Source organism: Amycolatopsis sp. lyj-90 (assembly GCF_046549035.1).
GTDB lineage: Bacteria > Actinomycetota > Actinomycetes > Mycobacteriales > Pseudonocardiaceae > Amycolatopsis.
Window position 1 is genome coordinate 529492 of the sequence record NZ_JAJPWP010000005.1, and the last position, 17434, is coordinate 546925.

The 17434-nt window shown below is 67.6% G+C and carries 13 protein-coding genes; 8 read left to right on the top strand and 5 right to left on the bottom strand.

The annotated features are described in order from the left end of the window. Window position 1 precedes the first annotated feature (1 nt). Window positions 2-628 (bottom strand): response regulator, encoded by a 627-nt coding sequence (locus tag ACLJPX_RS21845; RefSeq protein ID WP_101611730.1) that lies wholly within the window; start codon window positions 626-628, stop codon window positions 2-4. 289 nt (window positions 629-917) lie between these two features. Here ACLJPX_RS21845 and ACLJPX_RS21850 point away from each other — a divergent pair, with 289 nt between their 5' ends. Beyond that, complete coding sequence (locus ACLJPX_RS21850; protein WP_410601700.1) at window positions 918-4949, top strand: AAA domain-containing protein; 4032 nt, start codon at window positions 918-920, stop codon at window positions 4947-4949. Beyond that, complete coding sequence (locus tag ACLJPX_RS21855) at window positions 4950-5825, top strand: hypothetical protein (RefSeq protein ID WP_410601701.1); 876 nt, start codon at window positions 4950-4952, stop codon at window positions 5823-5825. A 68-nt stretch (window positions 5826-5893) separates the two neighbouring features. Here the strand turns inward: ACLJPX_RS21855 and ACLJPX_RS21860 are convergent, their stop codons facing one another. The 3 genes from ACLJPX_RS21860 to ACLJPX_RS21870 all read right to left on the bottom strand — a co-directional run bounded on the left by ACLJPX_RS21860 (window position 5894) and on the right by ACLJPX_RS21870 (window position 10499). Continuing rightward, the gene (locus ACLJPX_RS21860; protein ID WP_410601702.1) at window positions 5894-7036 is read right to left on the bottom strand and encodes a hypothetical protein; all 1143 of its coding nucleotides are present in this window, start codon (window positions 7034-7036) and stop codon (window positions 5894-5896) included. Window positions 7037-7045: 9 nt separating this feature from the next. Next, the gene (locus tag ACLJPX_RS21865; RefSeq protein WP_410601703.1) at window positions 7046-9568 is read right to left on the bottom strand and encodes a M14 family zinc carboxypeptidase; all 2523 of its coding nucleotides are present in this window, start codon (window positions 9566-9568) and stop codon (window positions 7046-7048) included. Window positions 9569-9659: 91 nt separating this feature from the next. Further along, window positions 9660-10499: an excalibur calcium-binding domain-containing protein gene (locus tag ACLJPX_RS21870; RefSeq protein WP_410601704.1), complete on the bottom strand. Its 840-nt coding sequence runs from the start codon at window positions 10497-10499 to the stop codon at window positions 9660-9662. Window positions 10500-10685: 186 nt separating this feature from the next. On the opposite strand from ACLJPX_RS21870, the gene ACLJPX_RS21875 reads away from it, so the two are divergent. After that, on the top strand, window positions 10686-12188 hold the full coding sequence (locus tag ACLJPX_RS21875) for an exonuclease domain-containing protein (RefSeq protein WP_410601705.1): 1503 nt from the start codon (window positions 10686-10688) through the stop codon (window positions 12186-12188). Here ACLJPX_RS21875 and ACLJPX_RS21880 read toward each other — a convergent pair. Further along, window positions 12185-12505 (bottom strand): nucleotide pyrophosphohydrolase, encoded by a 321-nt coding sequence (locus tag ACLJPX_RS21880; protein WP_101611734.1) that lies wholly within the window; start codon window positions 12503-12505, stop codon window positions 12185-12187. The genes ACLJPX_RS21875 and ACLJPX_RS21880 overlap by 4 nt on opposite strands. Window positions 12506-12656: 151 nt before the next feature. On the opposite strand from ACLJPX_RS21880, the gene ACLJPX_RS21885 reads away from it, so the two are divergent. The 5 genes from ACLJPX_RS21885 to ACLJPX_RS21905 all read left to right on the top strand — a co-directional run bounded on the left by ACLJPX_RS21885 (window position 12657) and on the right by ACLJPX_RS21905 (window position 17388). Beyond that, window positions 12657-13550 (top strand): nitrate- and nitrite sensing domain-containing protein, encoded by an 894-nt coding sequence (locus tag ACLJPX_RS21885; RefSeq protein ID WP_410601706.1) that lies wholly within the window; start codon window positions 12657-12659, stop codon window positions 13548-13550. Then, on the top strand, window positions 13547-14860 hold the full coding sequence (locus ACLJPX_RS21890; RefSeq protein ID WP_410601707.1) for a hypothetical protein: 1314 nt from the start codon (window positions 13547-13549) through the stop codon (window positions 14858-14860). Before ACLJPX_RS21885 ends, ACLJPX_RS21890 begins: the two co-directional genes overlap by 4 nt. Before the next feature lie 198 nt (window positions 14861-15058). Then, complete coding sequence (locus tag ACLJPX_RS21895; RefSeq protein ID WP_410601708.1) at window positions 15059-16615, top strand: DUF1841 family protein; 1557 nt, start codon at window positions 15059-15061, stop codon at window positions 16613-16615. A gap of 60 nt (window positions 16616-16675) precedes the next feature. Then, window positions 16676-16975 carry a type II toxin-antitoxin system Phd/YefM family antitoxin gene (locus ACLJPX_RS21900; RefSeq protein ID WP_233223062.1) on the top strand — a complete coding sequence of 100 codons (300 nt, stop codon included), beginning with the start codon at window positions 16676-16678 and terminating at the stop codon, window positions 16973-16975. After that, entirely contained in the window at window positions 16972-17388 is a 417-nt protein-coding gene (locus tag ACLJPX_RS21905; protein ID WP_101611739.1) for a type II toxin-antitoxin system VapC family toxin, read from the top strand. Before ACLJPX_RS21900 ends, ACLJPX_RS21905 begins: the two co-directional genes overlap by 4 nt. Window positions 17389-17434: the final 46 nt, after the last annotated feature.

Consider the following 17434-nt stretch of genomic DNA (forward strand, 5'->3'; position numbering starts at 1 on the left):
ACTACCTGTCCCGGCGTGCGATCCACGCCGCGGCCTGCGTGCGCCGCTGCATGCCCAGCTTCGCGAGGACGGACGTCACGTAGTTCTTCACCGTCTTCTCGGCGAGGAACAGGCGTTCCGCGATCTCGCGGTTGGACATGCCCTGTCCGATCAGGTCCAGCACCTCGCGCTCGCGTTCGGTGAGGGAGCCGAGTTCGTCCTCGGGCGGATGCCGCAGCTTGTCCAGCACCCGCGCCGTCGACAGCGGATCGAGCAGCGACCGGCCCGCCGCGACCTCGCGGACCGCGTTGACGACGTCCTGGCCGCGGACCTGTTTCAGCAGGTACCCGGCCGCCCCGGCCATGATCGCGCCGACCATGGCCTCCTCGTCGTCGAACGCGGTCAGCATCAGGCACTGCGGCGCGTTCGGCTTCGAGCGCAGTTCGCGGCAGAGCGCGATGCCGTCACCGTCCCCGAGCCGCACGTCGACCACCGCGACGTCCGGCTCGACGTGCATCGCCACGGCCAGGGCCTCGTCGACCCCGCTCGCCTCGGCGACCACCTCGATGTCGGGCTCGTCGGAGAGGAGGTCACGCAGGCCGCGCCGCACCACCTCGTGGTCGTCGATGAGCAGCACCTGGATCGGCATACCCCCACGTTACTTCGTCGCCCTGGCGACCTGAACCGCTGGACTTGGGCACGCCATGTGAGCGTCTGGCTCCATCTGAGTGATCTTCGTACGGGAGTGTGACATCGCCGCATAGGCGAACGACTCTAAGCCGAGGAGGGGAGTGATCGTCTTCCGAATGCAGCATCTCTCGGTGGTGCGCTTCCGCGCTGTCAAAGGCTGTGGCATTCTGGAGGGCTCGCCGCAGAACGGCGGGCCCTGACGGTAGGCACCCGTCCAGGTCCACCACCGTTCTGCGAGGGGAAGCGGTATGACCGCACAGAGGGATCCGCGACGCCATGCGATCGTCGCGGAGAAGGCGGCTGCTTGGCGGGACAGCCTGATCGACTTCGGGCATCGGAACACGATGCTGTACTTCAAGAGCACCAAGCTGGGCAGCCTTGACCTGAGCAAGGCGGAACCAGCCGCTCTCACCGGGCTGGTCAAGGGCAACAAGACTCGGCTACGCCAGTTGTTCCCGGACGAGGACTCTCACCGGGACGCGCGGACCAGGGCTCGCGATCTCAGCAAGCGGATCCAGCTGTTCGAGGAAGAACAGGGTGTCGACGTAGGCCGGGTGGCGTTCGGACTCGTCAACACCAGTGCGGAACAGCACCGCGGTACGAGCCCCGTCAAGCCACTCCGCGCCCCGCTTTTGCTCTGTCCGATCAGTCTCAAGGCGAGGACGGCGTCAGAGACCGACTACACGCTTGAGATCACTGACGAGGCCGAAGTCAATCCCGTGCTGTTGCACGCCCTCAACCAGCACTACGGGATCGATTTCGATCGAGCGACGCTGACCGAGCGGCTGGAAGCACACCTCGACCCGATGATCGAGCACGATGAGCAGGTCGAACGGGTACATGCGGAGTTGGCCGCGGTCGCGGCCGCGCAGAGAGTCGACCTGACCCTTGAGAACGCGGCCGTCCTCGGAGCGTTCAACTACGCGAAGCTACCCATGGTCGAAGATCTTGCGAACGCTACGGATCTGCTGGTGGAGCACGACCTTGTCGCGGCACTGGCCGGCTATCCGCCCGCCAAGGAGGTCCTGGAGCAGGAAGCCGCGGCCGCGAACCTGCCGCTGGTCGATCAGGTGCCGCCTGCGTCGGAGTTCCTGGTTCAGGACGCGGACTCGTCGCAACACCGGGCCATCATGACCGCCTTGAACGGCCAGCACCTCTTCATCGAAGGGCCTCCGGGGACCGGGAAGAGCCAGACCATCGCCAACATCATCGCCGGCGCCGCGGCCGCCGGAAAGCGAGTGCTGTTCGTCGCTGAGAAGCGCGCGGCGATCGAAGCGGTGCTGAATCGCCTCGACGAGGTCGGACTCGATGGTCTGATCTTCGATCTTCACCAGGACAAGATCAGCAAACGGCGTATTGCCCAGCAGCTCGCGGAGAGCCTTGACCAAGTGGCCAAGGAACCGCCGGTCGAGGTCGACGAGCTGCACGAGAAGCTCGTCCACTCCCGGTGGCGGCTGATCAGCCACTCGCACGAACTCCATCGGCGACGGGATCCATGGGGGCTCAGCGCCTACGAAGTCCGGGATCGCCTCCTCGATCTCTCCACAGTGCAGGAAATCTCGATCTCGTTCCGTGGTGCGCAACTGCACCTGCTGACCAGCGAGACGGTTCGCGCTCTCGGGGAAGACCTCAAGAACTTCGTGGAGCAAGGCGGGCTGAGGATCCTGCGGAATTCCACGCCCTGGGCGAAGGCGCCTGTGCGGACCGAGCAGGATGCCAGGCGCGTGCTGTTCGAGCTCGACCAACTCGCAGGCAAGACGTTGAAGCGCGGGCAGGACAACATGCAGCGGCTGCTCGCTCAGACCGGGTTGAGGAAGCCGCAGGACATCGTCGGCTGGCAGGATGTCCTTGCCCTTCTCGACGCCGTGGAACGGAGCGTGACCGCATTCGGGCAAGACATCTTCGGTGTCCACCTCGATCAGTTCCACTATGCGACCGGGAATCGGGCCGCGCGGGCGCGGTATCCCCAGCCGTTGCCGTGGAAGCAGCGGCGAGACCTCGTGAAGCGGCTCCGAGGAATGTCCCGGCACGGGTTGACCAAGAAGCCCGCCCTGCACGCGGCCTTGGGCGAGGTGCTCCGGCAACGCCACCGGTGGCACGAGCTCGGCGGTGCGCATACGCAGCCGTCCGCGGTGTTGGGGCTGCAGGAGGTCATGCGGGACTACGCGGATCTGCGGCGTCAACTCGCCTCTGTCGCATTGTCGGCGCAAAGGCCGGACCTCGAGTCGGGTCCGGCGGAAGTGATCGAGCAGAACCTGGAAGCGCTTCGAGACGATCGCGAGATGCTGTTCAGGATGCCTGGGCTCAATGCCGCACTTGGTCGTTTCGAGAGTTTGGGGTTGCGGGGCTTCCTCGAACAGGTAGCCGATCGCGACCTCGCCGCCGAGGACACCTGGCAGGCTTTTCAACGAAGTTGGCTGGCGTCGCTCGACGACGAGTTCAAACTCGGCATTCCCGAACTCGCCCAGTTCGTCGCCGAGCGGCAGAACCGGGTCAATACCGAGTTCAGGGAAGCTGATGTCAGGCATCGGGAGACTTCCGCACGACGCGTACGCCGTCAGGTCGCACGGCATGTTCGCGCCGCGAAGGATGACTATCCTGAACAGGCCCGCATCCTGAAACGTCAGGCCAGTCTCAAAACCCGGCATATGCCGACCAGAAAGCTGGTCGAGCAGGCGTCGGACGTGATGCTCGCACTCCGACCGTGCTGGGCCATGTCCCCGCTTGTCGTGAGTCGGATGCTGCCGGCCAAGCGGCTGTTCGATCTGGTCGTTTTCGACGAGGCCAGCCAGATCCGCCCACCGGACGCGATCACGTCGATCATGCGCGGGGACAGGTTGGTCGTCGCCGGGGATGAGAAGCAGCTGCCGCCGTCGGACTTCTTCGATCGTGCCATCTCGGCCGACGACGAGGAGGACGACGACCTCGACGGCAATCTCAGCGACTACGAGTCCATCTTGACCGCGCTTCGACCGGTCATTCCGGCCAGCCAGATGTTGAGCTGGCACTACCGGAGCGCGGATGAACGGCTCATCTCGTTCTCCAACCGGGAGATCTACCGTCAGGGTCTGGTCACCTTCCCGGGGGCCGCGAAGATGAGTCCGGTGTCTCTGGAGTTGGTCGACGGTGTGGTTTCACCAGGGCAAAACGGCTCATCGCCGGCGGAGGTGGAGCGAGTTGTCGAACTCGTGCTGGCGCATTTCCGCGAGCACCCCGGCGATAGTCTGGGAGTGATCACCCTGGGTACGAAACACCAGGCACGGATTCAGCGACGGCTGCTGGAGGTCCGGAAAGAACATCCGCAACTGGACGAGTTTTTCTCCGACGAGGTCGAGCTCGGTCGCCGATTCTTCGTGAAGAACCTGGAGAGTGTCCAGGGTGACGAACGCGACGTGATCATTCTCAGTATCGGTGTCGCCAAGGGAGCGAACGGGCGTATTTCTCGTCAGGGCTTCGGGCCACTCAACTATCAGGGGAGTGATCGAAGGCTGAACGTCGCGGTCACCAGGGCGAAACGGCGGATGGTCGTCGTCTCTTCGTTCACCGCCGACGCGCTGGAACCCAGGACGGACATCACCGGCACCGAGTTGCTGCGCAGATACCTGGAATTCGCACAGCGCCTCGGTGACGTCGACCAGATCGGACGGCCGACGACCGCGACACTCAATGGTTTCGAACGGGCGGTCCACGACGCGCTGCTGGATCGAGGCATCCTTGTGCAGCCGCAGTGGGGCTTCTCCGGTTACCGCATCGACTTCGCGTTGGCTCATCGTGAGGACCCTGGACGGATGATCCTCGCGGTGGAAGCCGATGGCCACCGGTATCACTCGTCGCAGAGCGCGCGGGATCGGGACCGGTTGCGGCAATCACATCTGGAACGGCTGGGGTGGACCTTTCATCGCTTGTGGTCTTCGGCTTGGTTTTCCGACCCGGCCGAGGAGACCGACAAGATCGTCGCTGCCTGGCACCGCGCGCATGACGTCGCCGAGCCGGAGCCAGAGCGCTCGCCTGCCGCGGAGCCGGAGCCTGCGGTGAACAAGCCCTCACGAGGGCCGAAGCCGCAGGTGCCAGCCGGGCTGAGGATCACCGAGTATTCCGAACGACAGCTCATCGAACTCTGCCGTTGGCTGATGACCGATCGCCTCCATCTCGACCGGGATGAACGACTTAAAGAAGCCATGGCAGAACTGGGTTTTCAGAACCGCGGCAAGGTGATCGTCGAGCGGTTGAACAAGGCCATCGAGATCGCGCAGCACCTTGCCGACAAGGAGGAGAACTGAATGTTCCCGCTGGACACGCGTACCATTGACCGGCTCGCCAAGGTCGTCGTCGACCACGGCGGCGCGTACGAACGGAAGGGATATGAGCTGGCGGCGTTGTTCAAGCAGGTCGGGTGGGTCGGTCCGCCGGAATACGACGGCTCACCCAGGATCGCCTGGTTCGTGGAACAACTGACGGACAGGCCTGACGATCAAGCGGCGATCACTCGCCTGATCTGCCGTGTCTGCGACCCTATCGAGTACGACGACGGAACCGTCACTTCTGAAGTGTTCCGCGCCGAGGTCAACGCGATTCTCGAGCCGGAAGGCATGGTGGTCGCCCTCTCCGCCGGCCGCCCTGTTCTCGGGGAGCTGGGGAAAAACGGCGACCAGCCCATCTACTCCGAGCCGCCGGACTTCCGCCGCCGGATCGAGGCGCTCATCGCCGATTCGCGTACCGTGGACATGCTCATGGGGCGCTTGGAGGAAACCCGGATCTGCGAATCGGGCGGCGCGTACACGATGGCCATCATCGGCATCGGAAGCCTGGTGGAAGGCCTCTTACACGCGATGCTGACGGAGCGGGACGCCGATTTGCGAACGAACGGGTTCCCCGACATCACACAGCGTTCCGGTACGCAACAGCAGCGAGGGCGGATGAAAGCCGATCGTGTTTCCCTGCAATTGCTGATCGAGACAGCACATGCGAAGGACTGGATTCAGCTCGACGCGAAGAAGTTCACGGATACGGTGCGAGATTTCCGGAACTTCGTCCACCCTCGTAAAGAGCTGTCGGAACGGCCGCGTTTCGATCGGGACAGTGTCATGTTGTGCTGGGCGCCTGTCCACGCGTTGCTGAACGATTTGGAAGAGAACGTGTCGGCGGTCAACGGATGAGAACAAGGGGGCTGCGCAACCCGCGCAGCCCCCACGGATCGGAGCAGCGTCGGCAGCTCCTGACTCCGTTACTTCGCCACCTCGGTGACCAGCCCTTCCACCAGCGCCGACGGCAGTCCGGCCCGTTCGCCCAGCCATCGCACCCACGTTGGCAGCAGCGCTTGCGCGGCGGGACGGATGGTGTCGTCGGGCCAGTCACCGATCAGGCTGCGAACGTGATCGAGCCGGTCCGGCGACACGGCGAACCAGGTTGCCGGGACGATGCCCTCCATCCATTCGGCGGCCAGGTCCTCGACGACCAGGTCGTCGGGTTCGTTGCCGAACTTCTCGAGGTGCCAGGCGTTGAAGGGCTCGGTCATCACCATCGGGTCGATGTCGGTGAAGTAGGAGTGGCTCGGCGGCAGTCGCAGACCCCGGTTCTTCAGCGCGCTGTCCAGAGTCAGGTAGCGTCGTTCGGCGCGATACCAGTTGTCGAGGGTGACGCGCGATTCGTCGCCCAGTATGTCCAGTGAGCGGTTGACGAGACCGTCCAGACGGCCCGGATCCGTGATCGGCTCGGGCGCCGCCGTCCCGCCGAACCGCTCCCGCCAGGCTGCGGCCGCCTGATCGAGTGAGTCGAAGACGCCGCCGCCGCTGAGACGGGGGATCCACGACGTGTCGACCTCGAACAGGTAGATCGTGGAGGTCGTGTCACCCGGGTAGCCATAAGCCGCGAGCACGCCGAGGCGGGTTCCGTAGCCGTCCTGAAGCTCCCAGACGTCGCCGGTCGCCTTGACCTTCGCAGCCAGTCGAGGCCATTCGGGCAGGACTTCCGACCGCAGCGCCTTTCGCAACCTGCTCGCGCTCGTGCGGACGAACGACTCGAATCCCGGCGGGGCGATCGCGCTCATCCCCTGCAGCAGCAGCCAAAGCTCCAGACGCGGCTCCGCGTTCGCCGCCGCGAGCACGACGGCTTCGAAGAACAGGTCGAAGTCGAGGCCGCCGTTCTCTCCCCGCAGCGCCCGGTGCAGCTCGGCGCCGAGCAGCGAGGCCGTCGCCTGATCGAGTTCGCGAGGGGCTTCCGCCTTGAGGAGAACAGCCGCCTCGTCCAGGACGTTCTCGATCGACTCCGGCATCCAATCCGGCAGGGCCGTCGGCTCCAGAACCGGTGCCTTTGGTGTCCTTGCCGGCTTCTTGTTCTTCTTCGGTTTCCGGCCGCGGGATACGGGCATACCCCCACGTTACTTCGCGGCCGCCCAGTAAACCGCCTTGGCCACCTGCGAATACAAGCCCTTCGGGTGATCACGGAACAGCGGCTCGGTGCCGAACAGCACCACCTTCCCGCCGAGCCCCGAAGTGCCGGACACGACGGCGGCCTGACCCGCCGCCTGCAGCGGCCCGCCCGTCCCGTCGTCTCGGGTCCGCCAATGCCCCGCGACCAGCGGATTCCCGCTCGCGTAGCGCTGCTCGACCTGGACCGAGGAGCCGAGCTCGGTGAACCAGAACGGCCCGTAGACGAACGAGTCCGGCAGCGCGCCGGTCCCCACCGGGCCGGTCCCGTTGACCACCGAAACGACGCCGTTGCCGTCCTCCCAGCCCGCCACCGGACGTGCCGCGAGAAGTCCCACGTCAGTGTTGAACCGCGCGCCCGTGGCACCACGGGTGATCACGCCGCCGCGGGCCAAGAAGGCATTTAGAGCGTCCTTCGCGGCCGGGGTGAGGTCGGTGTACCGCAGTCCCGAAGAGACGAACAGCAGGTCCACCTTGGACCAGTCGAAACCGGCGTTGAGCACCGCCGCCGACACCGGCCGGACGTCGAAGCCCATGTCCCGCAACGCCTTCAACTCGTCCGGGCCGACGGCTCCCGCGATCGTCTTACGGCTCAGCGGGGTCGCCGCGCCGCGAGCCTCGGTGAACCGGACGCCGTAGCGGTCCGCCACCTCGGCGGCGGCCGGTCGCGCCGACGCCGGGACGACGATCGTGCCGTCCTCCGCGCGTCCCAGAGCGAAGCCGCGGTTCAGCAGGTCGTTGACGGCGCTGACGTCCTGGCCGTCGACGAGCTTCAGCGCGAGGTCCCGGCCGGGCGCGGCGTCGATGCCGCCGGTGGGCGACGCGGCGGTGACGTCGTGCGCCCGGACGTCGAGCCTCCCCTGCTTGACGATGTCGACCGACGCGCCCCACAACAGGCGATGGCTCCAGCCGGAGATGTCGTACATGACCGGCACCTTCGCCGAGATGTCGCTGCCCTGTTCCAGCATCACGTTCGCCAGCCCGCGCTTCGGCTGGTGCATGTCCACGAGGTACGAACCGGCCGGATACCGGCGCCCGGCCAGCGAGAACGGGCGATCGGCCTGCCGCACGCGGACGTCGTTGGCCACCAGATGGTCGACGAGCCGCGAAGCCGCAGCACCCGAGCGCTGGTCCGCGCCCGCGGGGATGACGTACGCGCGCGGGAATTCGGTGCGGTAGCGGTCTTCCGGTCCGAAACCGGGCACGAACCCGTCGGGGATCTCGCGCTGCGCCTCGCCCGCGCCGCCGCGGCGGAACATCTCGATCTGGTTCGCGATCAGCTCACCGCGGTTGCGGTCGACGTAGGTCAGCGTGCTGCCGATGGTGGCCTCGACGACCTCGGTGTTGATCACCGAGCGCCGCCGGAGTTCCGCGACGGGCTGCGTTTCGTAGTCCGCGTTGTTGACCCGCATCGGGATCTCGATCGTGAACGACACCGCGCCGTGGTACATCGCGTACTGGGCCGTGTAGATCGGCGCCCAGCCGTCCCAGCTGCCGGGGTCGTAGTCGCGGAACGGGATCTCCGGTTTCGCCGTCTCCGGTCGTCCCAGCGCCTTGACCGCCTGCTCCATGCCGAGACCGTTGGCGTACCCGTGCTTGATGTAGAGGTCGAAGTCGTAGTTCTGGCCGTGCGGCGGGGTGGTCGGCTCGATGAGCGTGTTCTCGACGTAGCCGTGTTCGTCCAGCATCATCAGCGGCTGCTTGCCGATGGCGATCCCGCGCATGGCCCGCACTTCCGGCTGTGACGCGGTGACGAAGTCGCGGTTGGGATCGAAACCCTGAGACGTCTGCCGCGTGCCGGCGACCCGGCCGTCCGGATTGGCCGTGACGTTGAAGTAGAAGCGGTTCCGCTTCAGCAGTTCGGCGGTCTTGGGATCGTTCGACGTCGCCAGCTTCTCGATGACGCGGAGCGCGCCGTCGGTGCCTTCCCATTCGTTGCCGTGGATGTTGTTGTTGATCCACACCGGCGCCTTGTAACCGTGGCGCAGGAACGGGTCGCGCGCGGCGCGGGCCGGGTCGTTCTCGATCAGCGACCGCCACGCGTCCTGCCGCCGCGTCTCGAAGGGACTCTCCGGCGCGGTGACCGTCACCAGGTAGAGGTCACGGCCGAGGCCCGACTGCCCGGCGATCTCGACCGAGACCCGGTTGCCGCGTGCCTGCAGCGCGTTCAGCTTCGGCGCGATCGTGTGATACGGCGCGAGCCCGAGTTTGATCGACTTGTCGGCCGGGTTCTCCGGGTACACCCGCAGCTTGGTCTTGCGCGGATAACCGGAGTGGTCGCCCGCGACGTTCTCGCCCGCGGCGGCCCGCGCGGCACCCATCGCCGGGTCGGTCGCGGCGACGTCGTTGCGTTCCGGCCCGTTGCCGGGGTCCCGGTGCGGCGCCGACGGCGGTGGTGCCGCGTACGCCGGCGCGGCGACCGCGCTCAGGGAAAGCATCAGTGCCAGGACCGCGGTGCGAGCCGAACGCGACAAGGGCCACCTCCAGGGACGTCGGCACAGTGTTTCGGCTCGCGAAAGAGGTCACAAGACCCGAAAGGTGGCTAACCGGGCGCCGGGGAAACGGCTACTCGCAGGCCACGCCGTCGCCGTCCCGGTCGAGTTTGCGGCTGTACCCGGGCTGGCCCGCGTACAACGGCGCTGCCCCTGCCGCCCGCGCGGCGGCGCAGTTCGGGTAGTAGGCGGCCTTGGGCGGGTCCGGTTCCTCCGCCGCGGGCGGAGGGGTGGTCTTCTTCGTGGTGGGCTCGGCCCGAGTGGTCGTCGGCGGCGCCGCGACGGGCTGCTGCGGTGGCGCGACGGAAGTGGGCGGCGTGTCGATCTTGCCGAGGCACGGGGGACCCCAGAGCCCGTTCCCGGCCGTCCGCGCGGCGGCTTCCGCGGCCTGGAGCGCGACACCGACCGTCTTCTCGACAGCCTTGCTCGCGTATTTCGCGTATCCCGCTTTGAGTGCGGTGGTGGAGTAATCGCCACCGTTCACCATGCTGACCGAAGCCAGCGCGACACCGGCGTCATCGGACACGGCTTGAATGACGACTTCCTGTCCCGCAAGTGTGTTCTTTGCCCACGTGACGGTTTCCGTGGCGAAACATCCATTGGTGCTCGGAGGGGTCGCCAAACCGAGAACATGGATGATTTTCTCGCCACCGGGGCCGGTCACCTTGATCGTGCCGGCATCCCTCACCTCGGCCACCCGGTACGTATTCGGAGCGGTGGACGAAGACGTCGTCGGGCTCGGCGTCTGTTCGACGCGAACGGCCGCGGCGGCAGGCGGTTCCTGTTGTGGCTGCGGTGTTTTGCCGAAGACGGCGCCGAGTACGAAGAGGACGGAAAAGGCGGCGAGAACGATCATCATCCAGCGAGGCATCCGCTTCTCACGAGAAGGCCGTTCGGTGGGATCGGTGTGCATGGGCGTCCTCGGAATTCTTGCCTCGGGTGGGCTTTGCCGGTTTTTGTCGTTCATCCACCGAATGTCGTTACAAGCCCGGATATTTCGTCACGAAGCGGCCACGAACAGGTCACCGTCGGCGTTCGGGCGTTACGCGGGCGACGGCGTCGCGATCCACCGGTAGATGCTTCGAGAAAAGGAAACGAAATGGCGGAGACAGTCGAAAACCTCGTGTTGACCGGAGACGGCCGGTTCGCCGTGGGCACGACGGAGTTCACCGCCATCGATTTCGAGACCACCGGCCTGCATCCGGGACACGTGGTCGAGGTCGCGGCCGTGCGTGTCCGCGCGGACGGCACGGTCCTGCGCGAGTTCTCGACGCTGGTCAATCCCGGCCGCGGCGTGGACCCCGGCCCGGCCCACGTGCACCGGATCACCCGCCGCGAACTCGACAACGCTCCGTACCTCGGCGAGGTGCTGGGCGATTTCCTCGATCTCTGCCAGGGCAGTGTCCTGGTCGCGCACAACCTGCCCTTCGAGGCGCGGTTCCTCGGCGGGGAATTCGGCAGGCTGGGCGCCCGGGTCCCGGCCATGCCGGGGGTGTGCACGCTGGCCGCGGCGCGACGCTCGCTCCGGCTGCCGAACTACCGCCTGGCCACGGTCGCCGAGGCGGTCGGTGTCGGCGAGTTCGCGGCGCACACGGCGCTCGCCGACGCGTATGTGTGCGCGCGGATCGTGACGACCCTGGTGACCACGCACGGCCTCAGGTTCGCGTCCCCGCCGGTGTTCCCGGAACTACCGCGGTTCGCGCCGTCCGCACGCCTCTCGCCCCGCCGTGCGATGGTGCCGAGCGGCGGCACCTGGATGGCGGACTTCGTCGACCGGGTACCCGAAGCCGCTTTCGGCGCGCCCGGCTCGCTGCGGGACGCCTACGTCGAACTGCTCGGGAACGCCTTGGCCGACAGGCACATCTCGGACGCCGAAGCGAGGGCCCTCGTCGCCGCGGCTTCGGCGGCGGGGATGTCGGACGCGGACCTGCACCGGGTGCACACCGGGTTCGTCCGCGCGATGCGTGAGCTCGCCGAGAGCGACGGCGTCATCACCACCGAGGAAGAGCGGGATCTGCGCACCGTCGCGGCGGCACTGAGAGTGCCGGAGGTGCTGCACGGACTCCAGGCCACCGCGACCTCGTCCGGCGGGCGCCGCCGCGTCCTCGTTCTCGGCGACGGGCTGGCGGAGGACGGCTTGCGCGCCGCGGTACTCGACGCGGGGCTCCAACTCGCGAAGAAGCTCACCGCGTCGGTGACCCACCTCGTCGTGGGCTCCGGGGTTCCGCCTGCCGAGCCGCGGATCGCCAGGGCGGGCGAACTCGGTGCGAGGATGCTCGGAATCGCCGAGGCACGCCAAGCGCTGGGTCTCGTTCCCCAGCCGTCGACCGCGCCTGTCCCGGTCCCCGCACCGATTCCGGTCCCCGCGCCTCCGGCGCACTGGCCCGCCCATGACAGGCGGACCGGCGTCTTCACGCCTCCGCCGCGGACGCCGTCCGTGCTGCTCTGGGCCGGACGGGTCCTGATGGGGCTCGGAATGCTGCTCATGTTCATTACGGTGCTCGCGCTGTTCGGCGGAGCGGGACTCGCCGCGGGCGTCTTCGTCGGCGTCCTGGGCGTCGGCGGGCTGCTCGGCGGCTGGCAGATCGCCGTCAGGGCCTAACTTCCGGGCGCCGGGAAACGGTGCTCGTTCCGGTCGATCTTCGCGTTGGCCGCTTCGATCAGGTCGACGTCCAGACTGTTCGCCAGCTGCAGCAGATACAGCGTCACGTCGGCGATTTCGTCGACGACGTTGTGCGCCAGTTCAGGGTCGGAACGCCACTTCGCGGACTCCTCCGGAGTGAGCCACTGGAACAGCGAAGTCAGCTCGCCGACTTCGCCGGACAGCGCCATGACCAGGTTCTTCGGGGTATGGAACGGTTCCCAGGACCGTGCCGCGGCGAAGTCGCGGAGGCGCTGGTTGAGATCGTCGAGTGTCACGTGCCGTGCCTACCAGATCGTCACGGTGCGCTAACCGCCGTATGGCGGACGGGCGTTGACGTGCAATTTGCAACTTGCATAGCGTCGCTCCGCGTCGGGGACCCGATCCGGAAGGAAAGCCTTGACGTACCAGCGAAGCCTTCGCTCTCGCATGCTCTCCATCGCCTTCGTGCCGAGCGCGGCCTTGGTCCTCGTCGCGTTGTTCATCGGCGGATTCCTCGTCCAGCAGGCCATTCAGGACCGCGACGACGCCGAAAACGGAGCGATCGTCATGGCCGACGCGAGCCGGGTGATCGCGTTGCTGCAGAGAGACCGGGCAGTCGCGTTGAAGGCGCCGGGCAGCCGTTCCGCCATCTACACCGCGTACGCCGATCGCATCGACACTTCGCTTTCCTCCCTGCGCGAGATCGCGCGGGCCGCTCCCGACGCCGAGGTCGGCTACCAGCAGACGATCGCCGTCGAGCTGCTCACCGCCGTCGAAGGGATGGACCGCAGCGACTCCCTCGCGGTCGCCGGGATCGACGACGAGGGCCGCCTCGACTACGCCGCGGCGGTCGGCGCCTATCGGTCCAGGCTCGACGCCGTCGCCGGAAAGCTGACGGAAAGTAGTCGCCGGATTTACCGGGAGCTCATCGGCAGCGAGGACTGGAGCCGGTTCGGCGCGGTCGAAACCGCGTTGAGCGCGGCCACGCCGCCGCCCGTCGGGCAGGACGCGTGGCGCGTCGCGGCCGGCGTCGTCGGCCGCTCCCTCGGCGACCTCGCAGCCCGCCAGATCGAGTACTCCGCGCAGCTCGCGATCGACGGCGGCCGCCGGGTGCTGAGCGGCGCGCTCGCCGCCGCCGCGTCGATCTCGCTGCTCGCAGGGGTGGTGATGGCGATCGTGATGCTGCTCGCCCGGCGGCTCCCGATCCCGGTCATCCGCTGCCCTTCGCGTGTCGAAGCGACGCCGCTGACCTGGTCACACCTGGTGAGCGATTACGCCGGAAAGAGCACGCTGTTGGCCCACACGCGTCGGCGAACCGGTCGGGCAGACTTGTCCGGGTGAGTTCCACGACGGATCTGCGCCCCTACCTGCGCACCTTGGACGCGGAGACGCTGGCGGACCTGCTTCATGCCCATGCCGAGCGTGACCCTGTGTTACGACAAGCCCTGGAAAGCCGATTCGTCACCCAGGGGAGTGACCTCGCCGAGGCGCACCGCCTCCTCGACACCGCCGTGATGGCGGGCAACGTCGAGTACGCGGCGAAAGTCGGCTCCGTTCTCGACACCCTTCAACGGCTCCTCGACGCCGGCAGCCGGGCCGATCTCGCCCCGCTCGCCCGCCGGACGGTCGACGACATCAGCGAGATGCTGGAACAGATCGACGACGCCTCGGGCGAGGTCACGGACCGGTTGGACCGGGCCGTCGAGCTGTACGCGCGGGCCTGCGCCGCGCGCCCGCCGGACCCCGAGAGCCTGGCCGCCTGGATCCTCGAGGTGGAGTTCGACGGTCCGGGATGGCCGGTCATCGAGTTGGCCGACTTCGCCTCGGCGTTGGGGGACAAGGGGATCGCCCGGATAAAATCCACTGTGGACGATGTGCTCGCGGAGCACCCGTCCGGGGTGAAACGCGAGACGGCCGAGCGGCTGCGCGAAGAGCTCGCGGAGGTGTCCGGCGACGTCGACGCGCTGGTCGCGATCCTCGCCGCCAAGCCGCCGCGGGTCGACGTCAGCCTCAAGATCGTGCGCGTCCTGCGCGCGGCGGGACGGCACAGTGAGGCCATCGCGCACGCGGCGCGGGCGCTCACTCACGACAAGAAGGAAGAGGCGCCTCCAGTCGAAGAGGAGCCGGTTCCCTTGTCTCGCAAGGATTTCGACGAGAGTCCCGGCAGTGCGACGTATCTCGCGCTGCGTCAGGAGTCGCTGGAAACGGGACGGTGGGTCGCGCAGCGGAAGACCGCGCTGGCCAGGCTGCGCGAACTCGCCGCCGAGAGCACGGAGGCCGCGGACGAACTCGTCCGCGCGCTGCTCGGTGAGGACCGGGCCGACGAGGCGTGGCGGGCGGCGGTGCGTTTCGAAGCCTCTTTACCGGTGCGCGTCGAACTCGCGGATTCGCGTTCCGTAGCCCATCCGGCCGAAACCATTCCCATATACCGGGACCATGTCGAAGAATTGATCACGCATAAAGATCCGAACTCCTACCGCGAGGCGGCCCGGCAGCTGCGCAAACTCCGCGCGGTGCACAAAAAGGCTGGTACGGCTGAGGAATTCAGCTCGTACCTCGGCACGTTGGTGGAAATACACAAACGCAAGACGCGGTTGATCGCCGAGATCAAGGCGGCGAGGATCGCGATTCCGAAAACGATTCGGGCGTAACCGCTTCCGCCGCCGGTCGTTATTCGAAGTGAACCGAGGAAACCCGGCGGAGAAGGTCGAGCCACACTGGTGGGCCGACGAAGTCGCGGTGGTCCTGAACCGGTGTCCGCCCGCGCCCTCCCCGCGACCGGGACCCCGCGTTGCGCGCCCAGGACCACCGCGACGAGCCCGATCGGGTCCGCGTGAAAACATGTCGCCATGAGTCCGGTCAGTCGTGCCCGCAAGAAGGCAGCCCAGCCCTCCACCCCGAGTGTGACGGGCCTCTTCAAGGACGTCCTCCGGGACTTCTCGACCCTCGGTGCCGAACCCGAGGTGCTCGACGTCGAACTGCTGACCTCCGAGGTGCTCGGCCAGTGGTGGGAGATCGAGGTCGAGGAGGGTGAACAGCCGCTGGGCCTGGAGCTCATCGCGTTCGCCGAGCGGAAGATCACCCCCGCCGCGGCCGCGCTGCTCGCCGGGATGCGGGTGTTCGCCGAGACCGAAGAGGAGCGCGAGGCGGCCGCCTCGGCGCTGAACACCGTGCTGGGCCGCGGGATCCCGGAGCCGGAGTGGGCGGCGGACCTGGCCGCGGTGACCGTCGGGGACTGCTGGCGGACCGGGGACGTCTTCGGTGACGAGTCCTCCCTTCTCTGCGTCTTCTCCCGCGGCGGCGCTGAGCACGGGCTGCTCGCGCTGGTCGACTTCACCGAGGGTGGCCGGATCCGCGACGTCGTCGTGGTCGACAAGCCGCAGGACGTGCTGGCCGAGATGCGGCAGCAGGCCGCCGACGACCCGGAGCTGGTCACGCTGGAGCAGGTGCTGCCCGAGCGCGCCCACCAGCTGCTCGCGGACGGGCTGGCCGCGACGGACGTCGTCGAGGAGCCCGACGTCAGCGAGGACTACGCGCGCTTCCACGCGATCGCGCTGGGCTGGATCCGGGCGCTGCCCGCCGCCGAGCCCTCGCCCGAGATCACCGAATGGCCCGAGCAGGTCCGCGACGAGGTCGTCGCCGACTTCATCGGATCCGGGCTCGTCGAGGACACCGAGGCGACCAGGTTCTACGCGCGCCTGCTCGTCGACTACGGCTGCGAGACCGAGCCGGGCAGCCCGCTGCGGGTCGGACCCGAGAAGCTCGCCCGGTTCCTCGAATCACTGCTGGACGGCGAGTTCGAGGTCGACGAGGCGTACGAGGACGCGCTGGAGCCCGCCCTGCTCGGCTGGGTCACCTGGGCCGCCGACCGCGCCGGACTGCCCGAGGCCGCCCGCGTGGCGTTGCTGGAGAGCGCGACCGAGTTCCTGGAGGAGTTCGCGCAGGACGAGGACTCCACGCTCGACGTCTACTTCGACGGCTCCGAGGGCATCGAAGACCCGGCGGAACTCGCCGAGGCCCTCGAGCGCCGGATGTTCGCCGTCCCGACCGTCTACACGGAGATCGGCGACGAGGAGCTGGAACTCGAGCCCGTCGACCCCGAACAGCGCCGCCTGCTGGTGATCGGCGAGCACCCCGAGTACCACGAGGCGCTGGCCGAGGAGACCTTCGACGGCGAGCCGAGGATGCGGCTCGCGCTCAAGACCACGATCGTCGACCAGCTCTGGGACGACGAGCCCGCCGAGGTCTGGCAGGCCGTCCGGCGGCTGAGCGAGACCGGGCAGGAGCGCGACGAGATCTTCGATCGCCTCGTCGACGCGCTGTCCGCGCAGCTGAGCGAAGCCGGCGAGCACGAGATGGACTACGACGTCGACGACTACCGGAAGGCGCTCGGCGACCTCGCCTGACGGCCCGTCCCCACCCGCCACCTCCTTGCCATCCCTCCCCAATCCGTCTAGTCTGTCTAGATGGAAGCAGCAACCTGGCAAGTGCAGGACGCCAAGCAGCGGCTGAGCGAGCTGCTGCGCCGGGCCGCGGCCGAGGGGCCGCAGTTCGTCACCAAACACGGGGAGGAGGTGGCCGTGGTGCTGGACATCATGGATTACCGCAGGCTGGCCGGAGGCGGTGAAGCCGTCGATTTCAAACTCGTGCTCTCCGGTGAGCAGCACCATCCCGAATACGGGGAGGCGCTGGCCGACGTGCTCGAGGAGATCGCCGCCGAACGCGCGGAGGACCTGCCGAGGGACGTCACGGAGGTGAGCGGGTGAGCTTTCTGCTGGACACGAACATCGTGTCCGAGGCCCGGCGCCGCACGCAGAACCCGGGTTTCGCCCGGTGGTGGGGCGGGGTGTCGTCGAGCAGGCTCTATCTGAGCGTGCTGACGGTGGGGGAGATCGAGAGGGGAATCCACAAACTCAGGCATCGAGGGGATCAAGACCGGGAGCGGGCGGACGCGCTCGCCGACTGGCTGGCCGGGCTCACCGCGCAGTTCTCGGAACGGATCCTTCCGGTGACCGCCGAAATCGCGGCCGAATGGGGCCGACAGCACGCGCCGCGGAAAGTGCCGTCCGTCGACGGGCTGATCGCCGCGACCGCCCGGATCCACGAGCTGACCCTGGTCACCCGGAACCTGGCCGACATGGCCGGACTCGGCGCACAGGTGCACAACCCGTTCGACTGAGTTGCCGGTGGTGCTCGCCGAAGGAACACGATCCAGACGTCCGGAC

What these genes read in the sequence shown, in the direction of transcription:
- ACLJPX_RS21845 (WP_101611730.1), bottom strand. Translation starts at nt 628, where the DNA reads ATGCCGATCCAGGTGCTGCTCATCGACGACCACGAGGTGGTGCGGCGC.
- ACLJPX_RS21850 (WP_410601700.1), top strand. Translation starts at nt 918, where the DNA reads ATGACCGCACAGAGGGATCCGCGACGCCATGCGATCGTCGCGGAGAAG.
- ACLJPX_RS21855 (WP_410601701.1), top strand. Translation starts at nt 4,950, where the DNA reads ATGTTCCCGCTGGACACGCGTACCATTGACCGGCTCGCCAAGGTCGTC.
- ACLJPX_RS21860 (WP_410601702.1), bottom strand. Translation starts at nt 7,036, where the DNA reads ATGCCCGTATCCCGCGGCCGGAAACCGAAGAAGAACAAGAAGCCGGCA.
- ACLJPX_RS21870 (WP_410601704.1), bottom strand. Translation starts at nt 10,499, where the DNA reads ATGCACACCGATCCCACCGAACGGCCTTCTCGTGAGAAGCGGATGCCT.
- ACLJPX_RS21875 (WP_410601705.1), top strand. Translation starts at nt 10,686, where the DNA reads ATGGCGGAGACAGTCGAAAACCTCGTGTTGACCGGAGACGGCCGGTTC.
- ACLJPX_RS21885 (WP_410601706.1), top strand. Translation starts at nt 12,657, where the DNA reads ATGCTCTCCATCGCCTTCGTGCCGAGCGCGGCCTTGGTCCTCGTCGCG.
- ACLJPX_RS21895 (WP_410601708.1), top strand. Translation starts at nt 15,059, where the DNA reads ATGAGTCCGGTCAGTCGTGCCCGCAAGAAGGCAGCCCAGCCCTCCACC.
- ACLJPX_RS21900 (WP_233223062.1), top strand. Translation starts at nt 16,676, where the DNA reads ATGGAAGCAGCAACCTGGCAAGTGCAGGACGCCAAGCAGCGGCTGAGC.